The organism is Bacillus sp. LR_5, assembly GCF_042709275.1.
This window is the reverse complement of the sequence record NZ_JAVAXX010000494.1, coordinates 1-2,738: the sequence shown is the minus strand read 5'-3', so window position 1 is coordinate 2,738 and position 2,738 is coordinate 1. Positions and strand designations below refer to the sequence as shown.

The 2,738-nt window shown below is 46.2% G+C and carries 3 protein-coding genes; all 3 read right to left on the bottom strand.

Annotation, left to right across the window (positions count from 1 at the left end; genetic code table 11):
• Positions 1 to 729, bottom strand: a 729-nt coding sequence (locus RAC86_RS37560; protein WP_377886843.1) for a 16S rRNA (uracil(1498)-N(3))-methyltransferase, incomplete at its 3' end; no start/stop codon positions are given.
• Between the two features lie 22 nt (positions 730 to 751).
• Positions 752 to 1,687, bottom strand: a complete 936-nt coding sequence (prmA, locus tag RAC86_RS37555) for a 50S ribosomal protein L11 methyltransferase (protein WP_004398884.1) — start codon at positions 1,685 to 1,687, stop codon at positions 752 to 754.
• A 24-nt stretch (positions 1,688 to 1,711) separates the two neighbouring features.
• Positions 1,712 to 2,738: molecular chaperone DnaJ (dnaJ, locus tag RAC86_RS37550; protein WP_377886842.1), on the bottom strand; the 1,027-nt coding region annotated here is incomplete at its 5' end.

Sequence of the window (2,738 nt, the reverse complement as noted above, 5' to 3'; positions counted from 1 at the left end):
GCTCAACGCGTATAGCGGAGCGGTTTCTGTCCTTAAAATTCTCGGTCCAAGGCCGCACGGCACACCGTCTTGCTCTGTGAGCCGTTCAACCTCCGCTTCTGTTAAACCGCCTTCGGGACCAAATACGATCAATAGAGATGATCCTTTCGGAAGGCTGCTTACAATCGCGCTGAATGCGCTTATTTCCCCTTGCTTCGATGACTCCTCGTATGCAACGACACATTTATCGAAATCCTGCATCCTTTGAAGAAGCTGCTGAAAAGAATGGACATCCATCACTCGCGGCACTTCGTTACGGTACGATTGCTCAGCCGCTTCCTTTGCAATTTTCGTCCATCTTTCCCGCTTTTTCTTTGCCTTTTTGTCATCCAGCTTGACAACAGAACGCGCGGCTTGGAAAGGAATAAAGGCATGAGCTCCGAGCTCAGTCCCCTTTTGGATAATCCATTCAAGCTTATCTCCTTTCGGAAGGCCGCTCGCAATATAGACCTTTATCGGAAGCTCTCTGTTTTCATTCGTCCATTCTATCACAAGGCAGGACACTTTATCTTTGGAAACAGATTGAAGTTCACATTTTGCCTCGAAGCCGTCTTGAGAGCAGCAGATAATCTGGTCTCCCTCATTCATTCTCATCACGTTCACAATATGATGAACATCTTCGCCGGTAATCGAAAAAGCCGGCGCTTCCTCTATTTGCTGCTTCGTGAGCTCGATAAAATATCGTTGCATACGCTGTGACACCTACTAACTGTTATTTTTTCGCAATAATGCTGACCCAATCTTCCATTGAAAGGATTTCTACAATGGTAAAGCCAGCTTGTTCCAGTGCTTCTTTTACTTCTTGTTTTTTATGACCGATGATTCCTGACGTAATAAAGTGGCCGCCTTCTTTTAACAGGCTGTACGCTTGTGAAGTAAAGCGAAGAATGACTTCAGCCAAAATGTTGGCCACAATCACATCATGTTCCCCTTCAATCCCGTCTAACAAATTGTTTTGCTTCACTTGAGCAATATCGCTGACTTTGTTCAGCTTGAGATTGAGGCGTGCACTTTCTACAGCCACGGGATCAAGATCGTAGGCATGAACCGATTCAGCCTCAAGCATTGCAGCCGCAATACTTAAAATTCCCGAACCAGTGCCGACATCAATCACCTTATCACCCTTTTGCACAAAGCGTTCAAGCGCCTGAATGCAGAGTACGGTTGTCGGATGTGTTCCTGTGCCGAAAGCCATTCCCGGGTCCATTTCAATAATCAGTTCATCAGTATGGACCGGCGTATATTCCTCCCACGTCGGCACAATTGTAAACTTTTCAGAAATTTTCACAGGATGATAATACTTTTTCCAGGCAGTCGCCCACTCTTCTTCATTTACTTCAGAAATAGTGATGTGGTTTCTGCCCAAATCAATATTGTAAAGAAGGAGATTATTAATCGTTTCTTTGATGCCGTCAACAGTTTCGCCCAGAAAACTGTTAACCGGCAGATATGCTTTGACAATGACACCCTCATCTGGGTAATCATTGGGGTCGAGCTGGTAGATTTCCCCGTACACATTCTCACGTTCTTTAATTAAATCAAGCGGGTCCTCTATCACAACCCCACTTGCACCAGCTTCATGCAATATATTTGAGATAGGTTCGACCGCTTCATGTGTTGTGTGAATGCTTAATTCGGACCATTTCAAAACTACCAACTCCTCATCCAATAATTAATCGCCTTTAAACGCCCGTTTTACCTTGTCAAAGAAACTCATTTCCTGTTCGTCAGGCAGGTTTCCGCTGACTTCGGCAAATTCGCGGATAATGTCTTTTTGTTTATCTGTCAGATTTGTCGGCGTAACGACGCGGACGACGATATGCTGGTCACCCTGTCCATAGCCTCTGACATTTTGAACGCCTTTGCCTCTTAATCTAAATTTCGTTCCTGTTTGTGTACCGGCCGGAATTTTCAATTTCACTTTTCCATGCAGCGTCGGCACTTCTACCTCATCTCCAAGAGCAGCCTGAGCAAACGTTAACGGCATTTCACAGTAAATATCATCGCCGGCACGCTCGAAGAACTCGTGTGCGCGTACATGGAACACGACAAATAAATCCCCAGCAGGGCCGCCGTTTATTCCTGGTTCACCCTGTCCCGAGAGACGAAGCTGCTGCCCGTCATCTACACCGGCTGGAATTGTCACAGTGATTTTCTTGCGTTTTTTGATTTTTCCTTTGCCGCCGCAGTCCGCACATTTGTTTTTAATGATTTTGCCTGTACCTTCACAGTGGTGGCAGACCCGTCTGTTAACGACTTTTCCAAACGGTGTATTTTGCTCCACGTTTAACTGGCCGGAGCCTCCGCAGTGGGAGCATGTTTCTGGATTTGTTCCAGGTTTCGCACCTGAGCCTTTACATGTTTCGCACGTTTCCTCGCGGGGAATTTCGATGGTTGTTTCTTTACCGAAAGCCGCATCCTCAAACGACAGGGTCATCGTATACTGTAAATCAGCACCCTGGCGCGGAGCGTTTGGATCTCTTCGTCTTGTGCCTCCGCCGAATATACTTGAGAAAATATCATCGAAACCAAAACCGCCGAAATCGCCGCCGCCAAAACCTCCGCCGCCGAAGCCTTGGTTAGGGTCAGTGTGACCAAATTGATCGTAATGCGCACGTTTTTGGTCATCTGACAGCGTTTCGTATGCTTCTTTTACCTCTTTAAATTTTTCATCTGATCCGGCTTCTTTGTTAATATCA